12 protein-coding genes are annotated in these 19827 nt (G+C 47.5%); all 12 read right to left on the reverse strand.

Annotated elements, in window-relative coordinates; genetic code table 11:
* On the reverse strand, positions 1 to 2127 hold the full coding sequence (locus tag MUY27_RS09815) for an alpha-L-rhamnosidase-related protein (RefSeq protein ID WP_245129838.1): 2127 nt from the start codon (positions 2125 to 2127) through the stop codon (positions 1 to 3).
* Between the two features lie 68 nt (positions 2128 to 2195).
* A complete protein-coding gene (locus MUY27_RS09820; RefSeq protein ID WP_245129839.1) occupies positions 2196 to 3785 on the reverse strand; it encodes a sodium:solute symporter family transporter in 1590 nt (529 codons plus the stop codon).
* A gap of 5 nt (positions 3786 to 3790) precedes the next feature.
* Positions 3791 to 4873: a Gfo/Idh/MocA family protein gene (locus MUY27_RS09825; RefSeq protein ID WP_245129840.1), complete on the reverse strand. Its 1083-nt coding sequence runs from the start codon at positions 4871 to 4873 to the stop codon at positions 3791 to 3793.
* A gap of 14 nt (positions 4874 to 4887) precedes the next feature.
* Entirely contained in the window at positions 4888 to 5580 is a 693-nt protein-coding gene (locus tag MUY27_RS09830; RefSeq protein ID WP_245129841.1) for an L-rhamnose mutarotase, read from the reverse strand.
* Positions 5577 to 7493 carry a right-handed parallel beta-helix repeat-containing protein gene (locus MUY27_RS09835; protein ID WP_245129842.1) on the reverse strand — a complete coding sequence of 639 codons (1917 nt, stop codon included), beginning with the start codon at positions 7491 to 7493 and terminating at the stop codon, positions 5577 to 5579. The genes MUY27_RS09830 and MUY27_RS09835 overlap by 4 nt, the downstream gene beginning before the upstream one ends.
* A gap of 23 nt (positions 7494 to 7516) precedes the next feature.
* Complete coding sequence (locus MUY27_RS09840; protein WP_245129843.1) at positions 7517 to 8410, reverse strand: sugar phosphate isomerase/epimerase family protein; 894 nt, start codon at positions 8408 to 8410, stop codon at positions 7517 to 7519.
* A gap of 6 nt (positions 8411 to 8416) precedes the next feature.
* The gene (locus MUY27_RS09845) at positions 8417 to 9823 is read right to left on the reverse strand and encodes an acetylxylan esterase (protein WP_245129844.1); all 1407 of its coding nucleotides are present in this window, start codon (positions 9821 to 9823) and stop codon (positions 8417 to 8419) included.
* A 1-nt stretch (position 9824) separates the two neighbouring features.
* Positions 9825 to 10964, reverse strand: coding sequence for a sialidase family protein (locus MUY27_RS09850; protein ID WP_245129845.1), 1140 nt, complete (start codon positions 10962 to 10964; stop codon positions 9825 to 9827).
* A 10-nt stretch (positions 10965 to 10974) separates the two neighbouring features.
* Positions 10975 to 13728: a glycoside hydrolase family 78 protein gene (locus tag MUY27_RS09855; RefSeq protein WP_245129846.1), complete on the reverse strand. Its 2754-nt coding sequence runs from the start codon at positions 13726 to 13728 to the stop codon at positions 10975 to 10977.
* Positions 13721 to 16528, reverse strand: a complete 2808-nt coding sequence (locus MUY27_RS09860; protein WP_245129847.1) for a glycoside hydrolase family 2 protein — start codon at positions 16526 to 16528, stop codon at positions 13721 to 13723. Before MUY27_RS09860 ends, MUY27_RS09855 begins: the two co-directional genes overlap by 8 nt.
* Complete coding sequence (locus tag MUY27_RS09865; RefSeq protein WP_245129848.1) at positions 16528 to 17973, reverse strand: sialate O-acetylesterase; 1446 nt, start codon at positions 17971 to 17973, stop codon at positions 16528 to 16530. Before MUY27_RS09865 ends, MUY27_RS09860 begins: the two co-directional genes overlap by 1 nt.
* Complete coding sequence (locus MUY27_RS09870; RefSeq protein ID WP_245129849.1) at positions 17973 to 19823, reverse strand: exo-alpha-sialidase; 1851 nt, start codon at positions 19821 to 19823, stop codon at positions 17973 to 17975. Before MUY27_RS09870 ends, MUY27_RS09865 begins: the two co-directional genes overlap by 1 nt.
* Between the last annotated feature and the right edge of the window lie 4 nt (positions 19824 to 19827).

Below are 19827 nucleotides of genomic sequence, written 5' to 3' on the forward strand. Positions count from 1 at the left end.
TTAAATAGCCGAATATTTTATCTGATAATCCTTACCACCGCTAACGGCCATCTCATATTTGCCGTTACCCAGGCTTTTAATTATTGCGCCTTTGCAGCTTGGTTTGCTTTTGCTTTTAAAGCGTAGTACACCATTACCCGCGGCTGCACTAATCTTCATCTCCACTTTGCTGCAATACACCTTAATATCTCCTTTCGGCGTCGGTACCGTACCTTCCATCCATTGCAGGCCGCCCAAAACCGGCTCTATCCTGTAGGTTTCGTAACCGGCTGTTTCAGGCTTTACACCCAGGTAGTATTTACCCAGCAAGTAAATAGGACTTGCTCCCCAGGCGTGGCAAAGGCTTTTACCGAACGGGCGGCCGTACATGGCATAGTGTTCTGCCCCGCTCTTTGCGGGGTTGTATTCCTCCCAAAAAGATGTTGCACCTAACTTGAGCATGCCGCCCCAATAGTCTTTCATTTCTTTTAATACCTTAGCCTGATCGCCCAAGGCACAAAGGGCCTCCAGCTCGTAAAAACGCATATAAGGCGTGGTGATCTTCGGCACCTGGTTGTTCAGCAGCACATACTTCTTTACATCCTGCCGCTGTTGCTCGTTCAAGTAATCAAAAAACACTGCGAACATATTAGTATACCGGGTGACATTGTCCGTTGCCTTGCCGTTAATACGGCTGTGTACAAAGGCATGTTTATCCTGGTTCCAATAGTAACTGAACAGTTTCTTTTTCAGGTCTGAAGCTTGCGCATCATAAGTAACGGCATCAGCCTGCTCTCCTGCTATTTTAGCACATAGCGCCACGGTTTCCAGGCTGCGGCAAAGCAATAATTGCTCAAAGCTTACCTGCCCCTGTTTGCTTAATCCATCCGCCCAATCAATGAATACCCAATCGCCTGGTAAACCTTCCATCAACCCGTCCTGGTCGCGCCGTTTCAGGCAGAAGTTCATCAGCGTTTGCATTTGTTCGTAATGGTTTTTGATGAACGCCTGGTCGCCGGTATAGCGGTAATAATCATAAATACCCAGGAACCAATAGAACGTATAGTCCATAATGGTATTAATATGGCTGGTCACCGGGTCTTTGCCGCGCAGTGCGAGCAAGGTATGTGTTACCTCGGGCGAGTCGAAGAACAGGTAATAGTTCATCAGGTAGCTTTGGTAAGCGTCGCCCGACCATACCCACCGGTCGCGCTTAATGCCATCAATGAAAAACTCGCGGGTGTTTAATTGCAGCGTATAGGCCGCGACATCGTATATCTTGTTGATCTCCTCGTCAGAACACTTAAAGCTGCCGCGACGTGTCTCCGGATTGTATTCATACAGCATGGAAACATCGTTAGCAGAAAGGCCTTCAAACTGAATATTCACATAACGAAAAGCACGGCTGCCTTCTAATGTATAATCCGCAGCTTCTGGTTGATTGACCTCGATCTCATCCGCCAGTTCGCCTTTTTGCGTATCCAGCGCTTCCTCTTTAGATTCACCATAGTAAATCTTGATCTTTCCTTTACCCTTCAGGTTGTGGAGCTTTACATAGCCAAAGGTCTCTTTGCCAAAATCTGCAAAAAAGTGATGATCTTCTTTCTGAACATCCGCCGCCTTTTGCTCCTGAACAGGTAGGCGGAAAGCAGACGGTGCTAATTTAGGGTCTTGAAAATTCCAGCTTCCGGCAGGGAAATATTTGGTGGAAGAAATATCTGAAGTTTTACCGGATGCATCGATCCACTCCTTATCCTCATAAGTGACCCGCCACGAAGTATCCGTAAACACGTGCTTGCCTTCGATAAACACCGCGGGTACGCTGGCTTGATTATAAATCTTCAGACTAACACGATGCTTGCCTGCAGGTACTTCAATTTTCTTCGGATACCCTGGCAGCGCCTTACCGTCTATCTTCAGGTTGTACTGCCCTTCTACATAAACATTGGCCGTTTCAGGTGCATCGAGCACAAAATCTTTATGAAAATCAATCAGTACATAATGGCTGTCCAGTTTCCAGAATGGCGGCAGGAAAGAACCTCTTTCTGTACGGCGGTTCTGCATGCGGTTGCTCATCCATACCTCATAATCTCCGGGATACCAGATCCATGATGCCTTTTGTGCGAACACCGCTTCTGAGGAAGTCATCGACAGTAGCATGATAACGGCCTTGAACCACCTTCTGACTAATTTATTCGTAAAGCTTTTACCCATAATTAATGTCCGTTGAAAATGAAATAAAGTACCACCATGACGATAACGAGCATCGCCCAGGCTATTTTTACCCTTTGGGTTGGTTTCGCAATATCATTCAGCTCGGCTTCTGTTGCCGTATAGGTTGTGCCGCTATGGTCAAACAGCGAGATCATGACGGCAACCAGCATCAGGAAAGCAAAAATCAGGAACGACAGCATCAGGTAATGCGGCCAGAAAGGATGCGTATCCGGCGGCAGCACCCATAAGTAAACCACTCCCACGCCTAAACTAAAAGCCGAACCTACCGAAAGCGTAAAATTCACCGCCCTCCGGGTAGTGCGTTTCCAAAATACTGTCAGCAGGAATACAACAGATAAAGGCGGCGCAATGAACCCCAAAACCGACTGAAAGACATCGAACAGGTTCAACCCCTTGATACTGTCGATTGCCAGGGCGACAACAATGGCGAATACGCAACCTGCCACAACAGAAATGCGGCCCATCTTAATAATTTCCTTATCGGTAGCATCCGGGTTGAAATTCTTTACGTAAACATCCATTGTGAAAACTGTGCTTAAAGAGTTAAGCGACGAACCGATGGTACCCACTAATACGGCAATCAGCACCACGATCACCAACCCGTTCATCCCCGGAGGGAACAGGTGCGTTACCATGGTCATGTAAGCCTCTGCAGGGTCTTTCAAACCCGGGAACAGCGCATAACACAACACGCCGGTGAGGATAAACAGCGGCAGCGACAATATCTTTAGCCAGCCGATAAAGTTAACCCCCAGTTGACCTTGTTCCAGGTTCTTCGCCCCTAACACCGACTGCACCATCGCCTGGTCTGTACAGAAAAAGGCTACAGCCGAAACCGGATAGCCCAACAGAATGGCATACCAGGGATATTTTTTATCGCTGGCGGGGTGAATTAAATTCCAGTAATCATGCGGCACTTTATGGTAAAGCGCAGAAAGCCCACCCACTTTACTGATACCCAAAATGGTCAACGTGAGCGAAACCAAGATCAACAGGATCATCTGAAAAATATTGACCTTCGCAATGGCTTTCAGTCCCCCGGCAAAAGCAAACAAGCCTGCGAAAGACACCAGCACAATCACGGATTGCCACATGGAAATACCCAGGATTTGTCGAACCAGGAAGCCACCGGCAAACAAGCCCAGCGAAAGCCACGAGATCAGGATTTTGATGAGCGCATAAACGGCAAGGATATTCTGGGTAGAATCGCCATAACGCTTACCCATAAACTCCGGCATGGTAGTGACATTCGCCGCTAAGTATTTTGGTGCGAACACCAATGCCAGCAGCATCAGGAACACAAACGCGTACCAATCGAAATTAGCTGCCACAATACCCGTGCTATAGCCAATACTGGCGAAGGCCAGTAGCATAGAAGGGCCCACGTTGGTGCCCCACATATTAAAGCCAATACTGGCCCAGCCCAGCGATTTATTAGCCAGGAAAAGCGTTTCGTCTTGTTTTGTTTTTTTACTAAAACTTACCCGGTAGCCGATAATGATCAGCACCAGCAGATAGCCAACAACAATCAGGTAGTCTAGCGTAGTAAGATGTTGTACCAGATTTCCCATAGATATTAATTAAGTGCTGCTGCTGAAAGCTGGTACTCGGCCAATATATCCGCTACCTTTACGGGTAAGCCTGTTTTCAGTGTACGGTCCATCGCTTGCAGCAAGGCCACGGTACCAATACCTTCTTTAATATCCGGGTAGGCCGTAAAGCCTTCAGTAATGCTATCGGCAAAATAATCCAGGTAGTTCTGATACTCCCCTGCGTGGTGGCTCTGCCCTTCGAACCGGAAGTAATGCTTCATGGTAGCATCGCCCCAACGCACAATCTTCTCCTCGCCGGTTTTATCAGTTACCGAATAGCGCAGTTCATGATAGTCCGCTTGTGAAGCGCCTACCGTTCCACGAAGGATCACTGTCATGCCGCTATCGCGTTCTGCGGGTTGTGTCGGCCCGGTATAAGCACCACTTACTCGTGCAATCCGTCCGTCACTTGCCTTAAAGATAAAGTGCATGGTGTCTTCATTTTTCAAACCTGCCGCCTTGCCGTTACTGCTGATCATGCCGTAACCCATTACTTCTTCTACGTTTGGCAAATACCAGCGAATGAAATCAACCGGATGGCTCAGTCCGCCATACAACCACTTAAAGGCGCTTTCTAACGCCCAAGGCTTTTCCAGAAACCAGCGATGATCGGCATGGTAATGGCTTTCGACGGTAATCAATTCGCCGATCAATCCCGCTTCAAAATCTTTCCGCTGACGTTTTGCCGGTTCAAAAAAACGGGAGCTTTGCCCGATAAATACTTTTTTACCCGACTGCTCGGCAATCTTTAGTAATTCCTGCGCTTTGGACAGATCATCAATAAAAGGCTTGGTACATACCACATGCTTGCCATGCAGCAAGGCCTGCTTTACATGCTCTGCATGTAAATGATCGGGCGTGTAAATAGCAATCACATCAATTTCCGAATCATCCAGCATCTCCTGGTAATTGGTGGTATAGTTGTGAAAATCAAATTCCTTAGCACGGTATTCGCACAACTCCTGGTTACGGTCGCAGATGGTTTTCAATTCGTACCTGTCGCTGGCTAACGCCGCCGACATGGTGCTGCGGCCTTCTCCCAGTCCTAAAATCCCTAATTTTAACATCTTCTATTTCGGGTTTATTGCTCGTTTATTGGTTTTAAAAACACCCAGGTTTCGCCCGGCTTTGTACCAGCTATCCCCTCCTGGTATTTCTTCATGATATTATTCCATTCTGCAACTCGCGGGTTGTTCTCGGTGGTTTTAGGGTTCAGCTCATCCAAAGTTTTACCTTTGGGTATACTGATCACCAACATTAACTGCCTGCCGCTTTTATACACTATTAACTGCTGAAAATCTGCATTACAGAACCCGTTTGCTACCTCGGGCCACTTCGTAAACTGGCTGGCGTGGTATTGCAGGTACTGCTGTTGCATAGCAGGGGCTTTCACCAGGTTAGCAGTTAAAATTATATTCGTCCACTCGCCCGCTATTTTTGCTCCTTTACAATGCTGCTGTCGATTAAAGCGGTAAAAGGGTTGCGGATATTGCTTTACCTGAGCGCCAATGTAAGCCTTTGCCAAAGCCTTTTGAAGATCAGCGGTATGAGCTAAATCGCCATAAAACACCAGGTGGTTTTTCCAATGATATATGGCTGAATCGGCAATGCGATAGTGGGAAGCAATACGATTCAACAACCTAGTATTTAGAGATTTACCTACCGGTCCGCTTACTTCGATAACTATTGGATGCGTACTTGTACGTTGCGCTTTAGCCCGAGAACCAACCATAATCCAGGCTACTACAAGTAAATAGCAGATAGAATGTCTCATTGCTGCTCCTCCTTTTCTGCGTGGTTGATCGGCTGGTTATCGTTATTCACCTCTACATTTTTCAGCAGGTAGCGAAACTGGGGTTCTAACCCCGCATTTTGCCGGATGGTATTACTTACCGTCGGGCCGTTATTTTCCCATACATTACCCGGGCCATTGGCATTCTTCAGGTATTTTTCGGCAGGCGTCCAATTATCTTTCACCGTAATGCCCGAAGAACCTTCGTCTGTATACAAGTAAAACCAGTGGTGCGGATCGTGCGCGTAAGAAACCTTGTAGATGCTATCCACCTCATTTTCGGTAATCATGGTACCAGGTTGGGCCGAAAGGGTATATATCCCGGCTACATCATAAAGGTGCCTGGCGTAGTGATGTATTTTATTCGCGCGGATGATATTATTACTCATCACATTGGCAGCCTTGGTCCACCCCCAGCCTACACTGATGCCGGTATAACCTACCTCGCAAACCTCGTTGTGAGAGATGTTGATATTCTTTACAAAACCGGCGCTGATGCCCAGGCAGCCCCAGTCTTCATTAGTGACATCATTTACCAGGTTATTATTAATATTCAATTTGGTAACAAATTCATTTACATCGGCCGGGTTATAGGGCAAATGCGCTTCATAACCTTCTTCAGAAAACACACCAGCCTGTATAGCCGAGCCGCCGATATCTTTGAACAGGTTGCCCGAAATCTCGTCGTCGTGGGTGTACTTCAGATAGTCTAATCCGGCAGAAGCCAGGTGGCGAAATGTGCAATTGTTAAATGAGGTGTGGTTAGCATAAGAAACCTGTACCGCCGCAGGTGGCCTGCCTACCCAGGCCTGGTTCTCCAGCTTTGGCTTTTCAGGCGTGCCTGGCACTTTCAGCTTATACGCATCCAGCAAGTACATGCCCGACTGTAATGGCACATGCCCCTGTAGCGAAGGCCGAAGCCAGGTGGCGTATTCGAACGTAATGCCTTTGAAGTGAACGTTGCTTACCTGCCGTTCTGCCGTACCCTTAATTTCCACCAGGTTTTCCAATACAGGAACATTAACTGTGGCCTTGCTCATATCCTCGCCTTTGCGTGGCCAGTAATAAACCTTGCCGGTCTGCATATCCTCGAACCATTCGCCCGGGGTATCTAAAAAGGCAAGTGAATTGGTTAAATAAAACGGCGAGTTGCCGTTCATCTTCCCATCTTTATCTATCACTGCGGAAGGCCATGGATGTTCAAATTCGATGTGGCTTTCGGGTTGATAAAATGTCAGTTTGGTTTGCTCGCCTTGTTTAGCAACTGTCTTAACTCTCAAATTGGCAATGGCCCACATCTGGTGAATTACCATTTCCAATTGGACGTAGTCTCCCAAAGGCAGAGCTGAAGACGAAATAACCATTTCTTCCTTTTGTTTGTCGAGCGAAATAATCCGGGGCATCTTCTCCCAATTGTTAACACTCCTGGCTCGGATGGCCTTGTTGCCGTTTACCCATAGCTGCCGGAACAAGATCTGGTTGCCCGCTATTCGCGGGGCATCTGCTACCCAAACTTTCCCTTTTGCTGTATTAGGTAACCCTTTTACCGGCTGTTTGAGCAATTGCCAACCCGCGATGTTCAGCCCGCCGCTGATAGCGGCATTGGCACCCTGCTCGCATTCTATCCATGTTGGGGCTTGTTCCGTACCGGAGTCTTCGGGAAGTATACGAAGCGGCTCCTCTAATACGTACTCCCCCTGCTTTAAAATGATGTGAATTCCACTGGCGATGGTTGAATCTTTCAGCCTGCGCATTTCACGTGCTTTCCGTAAAGCTTTCGCAACCGTGCGCATCGGGCTTTCTTTGGTACCGGCATTGGCATCGTTACCCAAAGGCGATATCCAAATATCTGCAGCCTGCACGCGGGTTAAACCCAATACAACTGCTAATAACACGATATTTGCCTTTTTGCCGAACATTATTCTGTTGCCTGAAATATTGATTTTACGTAGGCTGTATTGGCGCTAAAGTTCTTTTTTACATTACGCGGATCATTGGCATCGCGCGAACGCTCGATCACCAGCCAGCCGCTCCAGCCCATTTTATCCAGGGTCTTTTTAACCTTTTTCAGGTCGATCTTCGGGTCATTCTGTAACCACACGCCATCCTCATTTGTGCAGTGGATCTGGACGATGTTCTTCTTCCCGAGTACCTTCAACTCATCGCTAATATCACGGCCGTTCTTTACTGCATTGGAAAAGTTGAAATAGCTTTTTACGGCAGGCGAGCCTACATCTTTCAATAGTTTCAGTTCGCCTTTGGCGTCCAATGAAGTTTCAATACCGATGGTCACCCCGGCCTCCTCGGCAATTTTACCCGCTTCTTTTAAGCGTTCTACAATGGCTGGTCTTAACTCCGGGTTCTTCACCAGATCACCCTGCACACCCATAGGCAAAAAAGCAACTTTTACATTCATGCTTTTCGCGGTATTGATACAGTCTGTCACCGCTGTTACGGCCGTCGGCCTTTGCGCAAACGACTGCGCGAAGAAGCCCGTCATGCCCAGGGAGGATATCTCCAGGTTCAGTTCTTTTGCTTTAGCCAGGAACAGGTTTCTTACCGAATCTTTCGCCAGCTGATTATCAAAGGTCTCCCGGTTACCTAAGCCGCCCATATCTACCTCTACCCCGTCGGCACCCAAATCTTTAGACAGCTGCAAGGCGCCCAATTTTTGCCTTTTCAGGATCATCAGGTCAACCACGGCAACTTTATAACGCTGACTCGTCTGCGCTGCTGCACGGTTAACTGTAAACGTCACACTTAATAAACCGAGTAAAGCAAAACCCTTTAAAGCTTTTTTAAACCTTTCCATCGCTATTTATTTAGAAGAATTTTGACTGGTAATACGGTTAAATTCTGCCTGAAGCTGATCTAAACCTTTGATCGCATTAGCAGGCAGCTTCTCGCCATGTTCGCCGAAAACATACATTTGCGGCGCTTTCTCTATGGTCACTTTTGACTCATCAATCCCCCCGTTCTGACCTTCAATCGCCTTGATATTTAAATTGAAATGCTTGGCAATGAATCGGTAAAGCGGAAAGCGTTTAGACGGCCCGAAATCATGCCCATCCTTCGGCAAATGAACATTTTCTACATTGTCTGCCTTTCCATAATAACCGTAAATCTTTTGCAGGTAAGGAAAATCATGCTGCGGCATTTCAGCTGTCCAATCTTTGCCATCGGAAATTAATAATTGCGGATTTGGTGCTGCCATGGCCGCTATTTCCACGTTATCCGTACCGCCCGCGCAGGAATGAATCGGCATTCCGCTTTCGCAAGGGCAGCCGCCATAGAAATAAGAAGAAACGGAAACCACCGGCGCACTCAGTTTAATGCGTGGATCTAATGCCGCCATTAATACCGTATGGCTACCTCCGCCAGAACCACCGCTGATCCCCACCCGGTTCGGATCGGTTTCCTTCAACGTCAGCACGTAATCTAAGATGCGTATTGCACCCAGCGTCTGGATTACCTGCGCCATACCTGTTCGGTGATCGTCGGATTTAAACTGCAGCAGCGATTCGCCCCAGGCAAACAGATCATAGCTGTAGGCTATAGCCCCCATACGCGCCAGTGTTGCACAACGCAGCTGACAATCTGCACGGTAGCGCTGTTCCGGCCAGTGCCCATCCGGACTCAGGATCACCGGAATTTTTCCTTTGATCTTTAGCGGCTTATAGAGTGATCCGTTGATGTAAAGCCCCGGTAAAATCTCGATGGCGATGTTTTCAACAGAATAGCCATCATAAATTCTTTTAGCGGTAATAATCGGTTTGGAATTTGGCTTTGGGGGCAGCGGCGACAGGTTCAGCGCTTTATACAGCTGCGGCCGTAGCATTGCTTTTCGCTCTTCGAACGAAGCCTTATCATGGTATTGCTTGGCTATACTATCCAGCTTTTTCCAGCCGTCTTGTACCGCCCAGCGGAAATATTCAAACTCTTTAAGCTTGTAAGTGGTTGGCCCTTCCTTGTTCACCTTCATATCCAGCGGAGCCAGCACGTTTGCCAGGGTTTCTTCCGCAGTGTTGCGGAAACGCCAATCGGCATAATTAACGTACTTATCCTTCACCTGGGCATCGGTATATTTCACCCGCACTTTAAAACGCTGCTGAATTTCGTCCAAAACCTCTTTCAGCGATTTCCGGTATTGGTGATCCGCATCCTGCTGCGCCAGCAACAGCAAAGGGGCACAAAGTGCGAACATCAAGAGCAAATACTTTTTCATCTTACAAATCTTTAGAATCGCCTGTAACTACCGGCGCAGTATAGCCGGGCATAGCGGGCCACTCGCCATTTTTAATTTCTTTTAATACTAATTTCTTAGGGTCGATCACCTGGTGTTTGATCCGTAGCCTGCGCCAGGTATACACCACGTGGATCATGCCATCTCTGGTTTGAATAACCGATGGATAAGAATACTGACTGATGGGCGAATCTTCCAGGATCACCGCTGCATACCATGTCTTTCCATCCTTAGAAACAGACAGGTTGAGGGGTGTGCGAGGGCCTTTAGCCAAATTGCCCGGAGGCAGCACATGGTTGTAAACCAATACCTGCCGGCCGTATTTAAGCGTTACCGCATCCGTACCGGAATTATTGTTTGGCAGCGAAGTTTTTGCCAGCGGCGACCAGGTATTCCCGTTATCAGTTGACCATGATTCCAGTATCGCGCGGTTTTGGCTGCGGCAAAGGATCTGCAAACGGCCGTCTTTATAAGTTAAGATACTTGGCTGAATTGCTTTCAGATCTTTACCTTCATTAATCGGGCCGATCATTTTCCAGGTTTTGCCGCCATCAGTAGATGCTTCGAAATGTACCTTCCAGCCATCGCCCTCGGTACTTGAAGGACAAAGGATGGTACCGTTCTTCAGCATCACCGGCTTATTTTTTACAGGGCCGATGAACCCGTCTGGTAAAGCGATCTGCGCCGACCAGGTTTTGCCGCCATCGGCCGAAGTCTTCATATACCCCTTCCAATCTGAGGGCTTTGGGCCGATCTTATAAAACAGCAGCAAATTACCGTTGGGTACCTGGAATAAAACCGGGTTCCAGCAAGGGAAGCGCAAAGTATCGTTCTGAATACCGTTAGCTACATTTTCAGCCTCTGTCCACTTTCCGTTCTCGTAACGGCTCACCCAGATACAAACGTCCGGGTTGCGTTCTTTGGTGCCGCCAAACCACGAAGCAACCAAACCTTTCTGCGTTTCTGCAATAGTTGCCGCGTGACACTCTTTGTACGGAGCCTTCTCGTATATGAATTCATCTTTAACTACGCCTGCTTTCCAGGGCGCCGTTTGCGCTTTAACCAAAGCTGATGAAGCCATCGCAAAGACAATAAGTACTATAGCTATTTTGAGTTTAACCATCACCAACATTTTAATTTTTCACACTGAAATTGTAATCGCCAGAACCGATTTCTATTTTCACTAACCCGCTCTTTTCAACCGCTGCTTTAATATCTTTCTGACCGGCGATAGCAGCTCCATCAATTGTAATCGCCGCAATGTTCTTCGCCGGGATAGCTAACACGGCTTTGGTATTCGACGGAAGAGTCACCTGCCAGTTTAAGCCATTACCCGTTTTCTTCCATGCGCTTTTTATCAAGCCGTAAGGTGTGCGGTAACTTGCCTTTACATCACTTAAACCCGAATCGAAAGCCGGTTTCATTTCTATTGTTTTAAAACCCGGCGATTGCGCCCTGATACCCGCCAGACCCTGGTAGTACCATGCAATCAGATCGCCCAGCAGCATAATGTGGTTGTGCGAATTCATCTCCGGGTTGGCAGTATCGCCATTCCATAGCTCCCAGATGGTAGTAGCGCCATGGTTAACCATATACCCCCAGCTCGGATAGTCGCCGTTGGCGGCAATGCGGTAGGCCAGATCAGCACGACCATATTTAGTGAGGCAGCGCATCAGCCACTGCGTACCAATTACACCAGTGCTGATATGCACGTTATTTTCTTTGATCTTTTCTACGATATTCCCGAACACCTGCTGTTGATACGCTTGCGGCACCATACCAAAATAAAGCGGCAGCAGGTTAGCGGTTACGGTATTGTTATCGTATCTGAATGTATTTTGATCGAAATAACGCACATTGAAAGCAGTTGCAGTTTTACGCATCAACCCATCAAAAGCTGCGGCATCTGTAGGCTTATTTAGCAGGATAGCAAAGCCCTTCATCAGACTGAGCAGGTGGTAATAATAAGCCGTTGCAATGAGCGTACCATCTGTATTACGGGCCGGATCTTTAGAATGGATCAGTTCCGGCGATTCCGGCGGAACACACCAGTCGCCATACTTGTCCTTCGTCATCAGATCATTCTTCAGGTACTTAGCGCGCATGTAATCCAGCCACTTCTTCATCGAAGCGTAGTGCTTTTCTATTGGGGCTTTGTCATCAAATTGGTTGTACAGCATATCTGCTACCAGGATGTAAGTACCCGGCCAAGTCATGTTATCGCTGTAATAGTTCCAGTAAGCGGGGGCAACATCCGGGATCGCCCCTTCCGGGGTTTGCGCTTCTTCGATGTCGTCCAGCCACTTTGCATAGAGGTTGCCATTGGCAAAAACAAAGCTTTCGCCTAACGAACCTACCGCGCGGTCGCCCAGCCATGGCATACGCTCGTTACGCTGCGGGCAATCTACAGGCATGCCTTTATAGTTGCTCAGGATACCCCAATAAGAGTTTCTGTAAATATGATTAATGGTGGAATCTGAAGTTTCAAACGTGCCGGTATTTTCCAAATCGTCTGAAACTACCTGCCCTTCAAAATCATCGATTGCAGGTGTACCCGGATAACCGCTCACTTCTACGAAACGAAATCCGTGGAACACAAAATCCGGGTGCCAGGTTTCTATCCCTGCTCCTTTCAGCGTATAAACATCGGTGGATTTGGCGTCGCGCAGGTTACGGGTATAAATGCTACCACCTTTCTGCAAAGTCTCGGCAAAGCGTAGTGTAACCTGCTCACCAGCCTTACCCTTAACTTTTAACTGAAGCCAACCCGCCATGTTCTGGCCCAGGTCTAAAATCCAGGCGCTGCCCGATTGCTTAATACTTACCGGCTTTATCTTTTGCAGAACCCGTTGAGGTTCGTTCATCTGGGCTTCCAGTTTACCATCCGGCGATGGTGTTAGCTGCGGTTTAAGCCAGTTCGTGTCGTTAAACCCTGCCAGGTTCCAGCCCGATAATTCTTTCCGCGCATCATATTCTTCCCCATCGTATTCGTTATTAGAGCGAATCGGCCCGTCTGCCGTAAATTTCCAGCTATCGTCGCTGGTTATCATCTGTCTATGGCCATCCTGGTACGTAATTTCCAACTGTAGCAATAGCTTAGGAAAGCCAAATTCTTTAATCTTCTTCGGTTTGTATTTTGGCCGCATGGTAAAGAAACGACCGTTGCCTAACACCACACCTAACGCATTTTTCCCTTTGCTGATGGTTTTAGTAACATCGAACGTGTTATACTTTACTGATTTAGTATAATCCGTAGGTGATTCCGCCAAAACCTGGTCGTCAGGCTGGGTACCGTTTACAAACAGTTGGTAATGACCCGGACCGGCAATATAAAGCACTGCTTTTTTTATCGGTTGCTGAACGGCGAATTCTTTACGGAAATACCGGGCAGAAAGCCGCGAAAACTTGGATACGCTATCCCACGGAAAGCCTGCTTCCCAACCAATCCATTTGGCCGACCAGTCGGTAGGTTTTAATAATCCGACCGACCAATGGTTCACCGCGCTCCAGCCACTTTCGCCCTTGTTGGTCCATACTTTAACTTTCCAGTAGCATGCTGAACGGCTTGTCAAAGGCCTGCCCGCATATTTGACCATGATGGAACGATCAGAAGGCACTTTACCAGAATCCCAAAGATCTGCCTTACCGGCCGCCAATTTTTCTGGTGTAGAGGCTACCAGGATCTGATAGGCTGTCTGCATCGTATTTCGCGCATCACTGTTAATCACCCAGCTTAGGCGCGGTGCGGTAGTATTGATGCCCAAAGGGTTTACCAGCATTTCACACTTTGTACTGCTTAAGGTAATGGCAGCATTTGCAACTACGGCAGTAATTGAAAAAACTACCAACAATGCGATCAGCCTGATATGTGAAAATACTTTATTCATTACCCGAAAAATCGAAATATAAGGTTAACGGCTTGGCGTACTCCGGATCGCGGCTGTAATCGTAATAGCGGTTTTTAATACCCGCCGGACCTGTATTTTCTGCTTTTTGCGACTTGGTACCGATAGCCGGGATTGCGTGCATGAACGAAATATCACCTACCGGGAAAGGCGGGGCCGTATTGTACACATTTTTAGGATTAGCCGGTGTGAACAAACGCAGGTAGACATCTTCGCTGGCACAATAAATGGTTACCGGCTGGCTGGTGTTTTGCAGTTTCACCCAATACAGATTACTGTAATAACCCTTAAATTCAGGATAGATCACGTTGCCCTGCCCGGTAATGGTATTGTTGTAGGGTTTGTTCCAAACGCCTAAAGAAGTTCCTTTTAAGCGGTTCTTCCATACACGGTATGGGCCGCTGCCTAAATAGGTAATTCCTTTCACCTGGCTTTCAGGGAAGGAAAAGTTTACACCCATGTAATCAAATTCGTAATCTGTAGGGAAGTATTTCACATCCAGTTGAACGATGCCGGAAGAATGGATGGTCCATTTCAATTCTTTTTCGATAGTTTTTTTGCCGAACTGCGCTTCAATAATCAGGTTATTGCCTTCATACCGGTGGCTCAGGCTTTGAAAACCAGCCTGTGCCTGGCCTTGTGATAGTACCGGGCCGTTATTGAACGGGATATTTCCCTTACCGTTTTTCACCTGCATTAACACGCCATTGTTACGGCTAAATTCCAGTTGAACGCCGTTTGCTTTAACGCGGTAGATCGAATCTGTTTCGGAGATTTCAGGCTTTGCTGCTCCTGACTTGTCAACCAGTTTTGCAGCCATTTTAGCAGGAAGCGTGATCGGCATACTCCAGGTAAACAGTTCATGACGGGCGGGGTCGAAAGCCGTAACGTACAGCACATCGTAGGTTTTCCAATTAGTGGGAAGCTTTAGGGATAATTCGCCATAATGCCCGGGCGCTACTTCAGGCGCATTGATCCCACCTGTGATAGCGCGCTTTGATCCGGTCAAATGCGGACCATCAAAAGAAGCCAATTTCCAGGTGAAGGAGCATTGCTTTAGATTGGTGTAGATAAAACGGTTCTGAACGGTAAGTTTACCATCAAAAGCAGGCGTAATTTCTTTAGGAGCCAGGTAAACAGGCGACCATACTTCCTTAATGGTGTAGTAGCTGCCTTCCTTTTCGTGATATGGTCCGACGATACCATCCGGGCCGTGATCGCCGTCTGCATCCAATTCTCCGTTACGGTCTGTTCGCACAACAGCTTCATCTGCAAATACCCACAAGAAACCACCTGCCGAAAGCGGCGTACGATACATTTGTTCCCAGTAATCATCTAAACCCGCACCATGGCCGCCATCGTAAAGCCCATGCAGGAATTCCGTCGGGAAAACAATATCGTGGCCGTGCAAGTGCGTCCCCGCACCGTAATCATAATTGATGTAGTGTTGTGTATCAGTGCCGCGAAAAACAGCCCAAGGGTGAATCAAAGGGCGTTTTTGAATATCCAGTTCATCAAACCAATGATCGAGTTCGAAATTAAAGCCGCCTTCGTTACCATTGTCCCACATCACGATGGACGGATGGTTCACATCATGCTCAATCATTTCATGCACCAGTTTTGAACCCGTCGGCGTATCGTACTTATTATGCCAACCGCAAAGCTCGTCCAACACAAACAGGCCAAGGGAATCACAAACATCCAGGAAGTGATCATCCGGCGGATAGTGCGACATGCGCACCGCATTCATGTTCATATCCTTCATCAACTTTACATCTTCAATGCTTAGCGTTTTATTGGTCGTACGCCCGGTGGTTGGCCAGAACGAATGGTGGTTAACGCCTTTAAATTTAATCTTAACATTGTTTACATAAATACCGTCGCGCTCGCGCAGTTCGATAGTACGGAAACCGAAACGCTGGGTAACGGTGTGGATAGCACCTGCTTTACCGGAAAGGGTAAATACTACATTATAAAGGTTTGGCATTTCAGGTGTCCATAATTTGGGGTTAACCACTTTACCCTGGATACGGGCAACAGTATCTCCTTTTGCGATGCTGCCGGTAAACGGTGCGCCTACTTTTTGACCTGTCAGGGTATAAATCTGCGCCGTCACTTTTGATGCAGTGCTCGTTCCGGCAAGTTTTAAGTTTGCTTTAAACTGGCCGTCTGCCTTAGCATCTACCGCTACACTACGGATATGTTGCGCAGGGGCAGCTTCCAGATAAACCGGGCGGTAAATACCCCCGAACACCCAAAAATCGCCTTTCCGTTCTGCATCATTAACAGATTTATTTGCAGAGTATTTTGCAACGCGGACTTCAAGCAGGTTATCCCCCCCATACTTCAGCAAAGGGGTAATATCATACTTAAAGCAATAAAATGATCCCTGATGTATCGCTCCTACTGACTGTCCATTGATCTTCACTTCAGTATCCGTCATGGAGCCTTCAAACACGATCTGTATGCTATTGCCCTTCCAACTGGCCTGCACTTTAAAATTATACTTATATAAGCCTTCTTCGCGGCCCTTCAGGCTATCTTTATCTAAGCCATAATTGTATTTGCCAAAGCCCTGTAATTCCCAGTTTGAAGGAACTGGAATGGTGGTCCACTTACCGGAATTACGCCCTGCAGTACAGAAGAAATCCCATTTGACAGTATGATCGCTCCCCGTGCCGGAAAGGTACACACGTTGTGTTTTCTGCCCTAAGACGTTAACTACGCTTAACAGCAACGTACAGGCTGTGATAAATTGAGCTATTTTAAGTCGGGTCAGCATCAGGGTTTAAATTGTAACGGGTTATCGGTTCTGAAGGGCCGGGTCGGTAAGCCTTCCTTATTATAAAAATTGGGCTGTGCATCTTCGGCCCAGGCGAAGCGTACCGCTACAGGTTTGCTTACCTGCGGTGCAGATACAACCACCTTATCGCCTTCTATTGTCGCCGTGGCCGGGTAAAAAATGCTATCTGCCCCTGCAATGGTAAAATGGCTGAGCGGTTTACCATCATGACTCACCAAGCCTGTTCCTTCGTCTTTAAATTTCAGGATTGCCTGCTGCCCCTTGATGTTCATCTTCTGATAAACCGGACCGGAAGCTACCACCTGCTTTTGCCCATAGGTGTTCTTCAACGCTAACAGCGCCAACCTTCGGCCTACCTCCCATTTAAATGGTGGATGCAAGTTTTTAATATCGTCGTTTAAATCAGTGGTGACGATCATCCCTGTATGCGGGATTGCCAAAGCAGCGGTTTGCGCCTCCCAGAATTTGGGTAATGTTTCTGCCGTGTAGGGTACTTTACCGGTAGCTTTAGAATAATAGTAGGGCACAATCTGCACGTAGTAGAAAGGCAGTTTGAGATTATGCCAGGTACTGCGCCAGTTGTTGATCAGCGCCTCCATTTTATAAGTGTAGCTAATGGTTTCACCCAGGAAACAATTACTTTCGCCCTGGTACCACAAAAAGCCGGAAATGGCAAAAGGAGCTAGCGGGGCAATCATGGTATTGTAAAACTTGCCCGGTTCGCCTTCTATTTTATAATCCTGCTCTTTAAAATAACTCACCTGGTCAAAGGCCTCTTTCGGCGCCCAGGGTTCAATCCGGCTGCCGCTAATAGCTGAGGAAATAATGCCGACGGGTACCTTCAATCTTGCCTGCAGGTTTTTAGCGAAGAAATAACCGGCCGCATTAAAATTTCGCAAGGCAGAATCTTCCGCAATATCCCACCCGGTGTGCAGTGAATCTGGCTTTCTTAAATTCTTTTGCGTCACCAGAAAAATACGGATCTGCGGATTATGTGCGCGTTCCAGTTCATCGACCGGCGAATTAACCGTGCTGGTATCCGGCTTCTTTACCTTGCTGTTCTTCCGCATCTCATACTGCATGTTCGACTGGCCCGATGCCAACCAAACCTCGCCTACCAGGATGTTAGTTAGCTGGATGGTATTTGTCCCGCTGATGGTCATGATTGCGGGATCGGCAGAGGCCACAAGCGGGCTTAACATCACCTGCCAGTTACCGTCTGCATCTGTAGTTGTAGTTTTTGTTTGCTGTTTAAACGTAACGGTAACTTTTTCGCCGGGAGTCGCGGCTCCCCAAATGGGTACGAATTGTTTTTGCTGCAATACCATTCCATTGCCCAGTATTTTAGGTAATACAACGGTGGCACGTGCCTGTACTAAACATGCCGACAATATCAAAAGCCCGATGATCCTTTTCAAAAACATTAGTAAGCAGCGGTTTTAAATGATTTGATATAATAAGTAGCCAGCGGAGCAGCTTCCCCGGCATTCTTTTGGTCGAAATCCTGGTCTGTAGGGGTATCCGCATCCGGGAAATGCCGAACCGTACCTGTACGGAATGTTACCCGGTTGATGGTTGCTACCGGATTAAAGAACAAACCTGTAGTAACATCCTTACCATTAACATTAACAGTATAAAAGCGCGTGCCGGTATGCAGCTTCACCGTAACGTGGTAATTCTTGTTCGGCTCGTACTTCATCATACCTTTTAAACGATACCCCGCCTTGGTAACAAAAGCCCCAGCAGAATCTAACGTCAGCCGAACAGCCGGATGGCCTTTTTCGTCCTGAAATTCGATGTCCAATTTGCCGGTATTGTTCTGCCCTGCAGCCAGATCAAACTCTACCTGTACTTTTTGCGATGCGGGAATTACGCGCTCCGCCTTGGCAAAATCAAACGGGTCTTGATCTTTTAAGGTCAGACATTTTTGACCGTCTGGCCCCTTATCAATCGCTACCTTCGCCCAAAGCGGGCTGTAGATATTCCATTTTTCTAACTCTTTACCAGCAGGAAGATCTGCAAATACATCATTGGCCTGCCCGCCCGGATCAGCAGTGATCGGAACCGGGATAGCAGCTACCCAGATATCCTCTTTGTTCATGCTGTAGCTTACCCACAACTTGCCATCGGGCGGAGTACCGTCGCCTTCGGTAATGCCGCGCACATACTGCGGCCCGTACGATTTGTAATTGCCGCCATACCTCATGGTAGCTATCTCGCCATTTACCAACAACAAATTTTCGTAATTCAGACCATCCTTACTCACCGATACCGCCAAAGGCCAGCGGAATTCAGAAGGATTATAAACCGTGGCATATTTACCATCTGTAGTGCGCTGCCCCCATACCTTGGCATTGGCATTTACGAAGCCAGGTGCCCGGCTGGCATTGGTCGGCCAGGTTCTACCATTGTCTGTACTAATGGCCGTTAATGCATATTTCCAGAGCCCTACTACCCGGCCATCAGGTAAGTGGTAAAAATTGAAAGCCTTATAATCTTTATGCAAAGGAATCAGTGGATCTTTCTTGTCGGTCTCTTCCACCCATTGCATCATTTCAAGCGGATTAGCCATTAGTTCGTCGCATGCCTGTACAAAGCCCTTGTCTTTGCTTTTCTTGTAGAACGGATAAGAAGTATTCGATTCGTTCCACTGCGGGTTGTAATGGATGAAATAGATCGGCCCGAATTTACCGTCAGGGGAAACCTCCCGCACCACTCTGCCGATGCCTAATCCGTCATTCGGATCGTCATGGGCATCCAGGCAAATGCCATAGAAACCCAGCACTAATAACCTTTTAGATTTGGAGGTATAAAAACCCATACGCTGGTGCATCACCGCCATCAGGTCTTTTGCCACTATGTTTTTACCAGGCTTGGTGGTACCGTCCGGAATGCGGTATTGCGGAAATACCACAACGGGCTTGGTCCAAGTTTCGCCATCTTTTGAAGTGAGTAACAAGGTTTGCCCTGGTGGAACACTTTCGCCTACCTTATCGCTCAGATACTCTACATAAAATTGCTTATTCCAGTAGGCCATCATGGGCGCATGGTTGTATGTGAAGCCAAAGCCATCGGCCTTTTCAGGATGCTCGCGATTGGCCCGGAAGATCTGGATATTATGTACCCCCACCGCCGGACTTAGTTCGCCATGATGATAATCTACGTTCGACAACGTTTTGCCAATGTATCTTACGGTATCCTGCGCATGCGCCGACAGCCCCGTATAAAGGGCTGCAAATAGTAAAAAGCGATATATCTTTTTGTTCAATAACATTTCA

Origin of the sequence: Mucilaginibacter straminoryzae (assembly GCF_022953055.1) — a bacterium.
GTDB lineage: Bacteria > Bacteroidota > Bacteroidia > Sphingobacteriales > Sphingobacteriaceae > Mucilaginibacter > Mucilaginibacter straminoryzae.

Coding starts and splice junctions, on each gene's coding strand:
- MUY27_RS09865 (WP_245129848.1), bottom strand. CDS start 17,973: ATGTTTTTGAAAAGGATCATCGGGCTTTTGATATTGTCGGCATGTTTA.
- MUY27_RS09820 (WP_245129839.1), bottom strand. CDS start 3,785: ATGGGAAATCTGGTACAACATCTTACTACGCTAGACTACCTGATTGTT.
- MUY27_RS09845 (WP_245129844.1), bottom strand. CDS start 9,823: ATGAAAAAGTATTTGCTCTTGATGTTCGCACTTTGTGCCCCTTTGCTG.
- MUY27_RS09830 (WP_245129841.1), bottom strand. CDS start 5,580: ATGAGACATTCTATCTGCTATTTACTTGTAGTAGCCTGGATTATGGTT.
- MUY27_RS09850 (WP_245129845.1), bottom strand. CDS start 10,964: ATGGTTAAACTCAAAATAGCTATAGTACTTATTGTCTTTGCGATGGCT.
- MUY27_RS09815 (WP_245129838.1), bottom strand. CDS start 2,127: ATGACTTCCTCAGAAGCGGTGTTCGCACAAAAGGCATCATGGATCTGG.
- MUY27_RS09870 (WP_245129849.1), bottom strand. CDS start 19,823: ATGTTATTGAACAAAAAGATATATCGCTTTTTACTATTTGCAGCCCTT.
- MUY27_RS09860 (WP_245129847.1), bottom strand. CDS start 16,528: ATGCTGACCCGACTTAAAATAGCTCAATTTATCACAGCCTGTACGTTG.
- MUY27_RS09855 (WP_245129846.1), bottom strand. CDS start 13,728: ATGAATAAAGTATTTTCACATATCAGGCTGATCGCATTGTTGGTAGTT.
- MUY27_RS09825 (WP_245129840.1), bottom strand. CDS start 4,873: ATGTTAAAATTAGGGATTTTAGGACTGGGAGAAGGCCGCAGCACCATG.
- MUY27_RS09840 (WP_245129843.1), bottom strand. CDS start 8,410: ATGGAAAGGTTTAAAAAAGCTTTAAAGGGTTTTGCTTTACTCGGTTTA.